The following is a 2,065-nucleotide window of genomic DNA, read 5'->3' as shown; positions in this document are numbered from 1 at the left end:
CCACTCATCGCTCGGCTACCGCACCCCCGCCAAGGCGTGGACCGAGCAGACCACCCCCACCACCCTCCCAGTGGTCGCCTGACCACCGGAGAACACATCGACTGTCCGAAATCCTTGACACACCCCATGGTGAACTCCATGGCACTACCCCACGACCCCTGGCCGGCACGAACACGGCACATAAATGGCTTCAGCACCACCCATCGTGCCGGTCTGAGACCTATTCCTTCATCCCCACGCTGCTGACTACAACATCATGGCCCGCTACAACTGGAGCGTCGTCCGCCCCCATACCACACAAACATCTACAACGACCACCAACCGCGCAGGCGTTGCCTCAGCCACGATCACAGTTCCGCACACTTCTCAAGATCGTAGACCGCACCCGTGAACGGTCTAAGAGTAAATCCTGACACCCCATTCGCCAGGGCCAGAACATCCGGGTTCGGATCCGGCTCGAAGTACACTACATGCAAGACGTTCCGGCTTACAAGCGCCATAAGGCACGACGGACATGGCAGTCGAGAAACTACGCACCACGACGGATCCTCTCGACACTTCGAAAGCGCATCGATCTCCGCGTGAACAACACCGTCCAAATGCAGCACCCGCCGCATTTTCTCAGGGTCCGCGCTAACTTCGCATGTGTCCCCAATACACTCTTCATCGTGCGTCGCTCTAATCCGAGACAACGTGGATGCGGGACTTACTGGGAGCGCCACCCGATGATCCTCCCCGATACCCACACACCTACCGGACTCCGAACCAAGCACCGCGCACGTACCTCTCCCGCGCCGGCGCACAGACTCCAGAGCGACTCTCATAGCGACACAGACCGCGGAACCGAGCGAACCCAATTCCCGCTCAAGCAACCCATCATTATTTTCCGGTTGCGAAACATCCACAAACACTTCTGCATGACAGAATAGGCGCCTACGCATTGCACGTCTGTCATGGCCCAGCACCGGCCCTTGCATTTCACAAGACGCGCTGCTATCGAAGAACGCCACAATGGGTCGCTTGAACCGCCCCAGTACTGGCCCCGAATCAGCACAAACCACATCGTCCACCGGGACCCCAACACGCCGACTCGCAAGCCGAACCCCTTCAGTGAACCCGCAGAACGTCAGCCCGGAACCTACCCTGAGCCCACTCACCGCTCCGTCCTCCCGCCGGCGCGCCGCAAGCACTGCTCAAGCAGCCCTTTGACGACGCACATCGCACCTACATCCAGCATGCTCTATACCGCCCGTTTCGCGTGCCCTGCAAACCCACGGGACTGTCGCCGACCACGAAGCCAGATGAAGACCAGATCATCACGCTCCGTCAAACACCGAGACACTTGCTCCAACACTCGCGGCCGCATCTGTGCCCTGAACCTCAAGACGTACCACAGAAACCGAATAGACAACACATTGCGCGCCCCTTTTTGCGGGCGCGATAGCTGCCGGGAAAGAATAGACCATGCACAAATCAAAGGGTGGACATCTACCAGAATCACGACTTCCGCTCGAGCTAGACGAGTCGGCAGTGAGGACACATAGTTCCCCTCAATAATCCACCGTTCACCCTCCGTCACGCTCTCTTGCATACGCGTAAATTCACGATAGTCTCGTGTTTGCTCGCCACTATAGTACAGGTAGTCCAAGTGAACCACATCAATGCCAAGAGCATCCCCGAGGCGATTAGCTAGCCAGGTCTTACCGCTACCTCCGGACCCGACGATCGCGAAGCGCTTCATGCCATATACATTCACCAAACGGCCTCCCTATATACGCGGCGGACGTTCTCCATAAATGCCTGCTCGCCAAACGGTGTAAGGGGTTCAAAGCCTCCCACATGATCATTAATTACTTTTACAGCCGACTGCAGCGCTCTATCAAGACCAGCCGGACCACACTCGTGCTGGAATTCAACCACTCTACCCTCACCCCGCGAGGTGGGCTTACCCTTCTGTTGTTGACACCTGAGATGGCGGGTCGTGGTGACCTGCGGGAGGTTGTCGTCATGAGGAAGCGGAAGAGCTATACGCCGGAGTATCGTCGGGAGGCGGCGGCTTTGGTGT

General features: G+C 58.0%; 1 protein-coding gene. It reads left to right on the top strand.

Features of this window, described 5'->3' with window-relative positions; all coding sequences use genetic code 11:
- Positions 1-1,839: 1,839 nt before the first annotated feature.
- On the top strand, positions 1,840-2,065 hold a 226-nt coding region (locus MU407_RS13905; RefSeq protein WP_246958383.1), incomplete at its 3' end, for a hypothetical protein.

The organism is Brachybacterium sp. Marseille-Q7125 (assembly GCF_023062615.1).
GTDB lineage: Bacteria > Actinomycetota > Actinomycetes > Actinomycetales > Dermabacteraceae > Brachybacterium.
The sequence above is the reverse complement of the archived record's forward strand: the minus strand, read 5'-3'. Positions and strand labels throughout refer to the sequence as shown.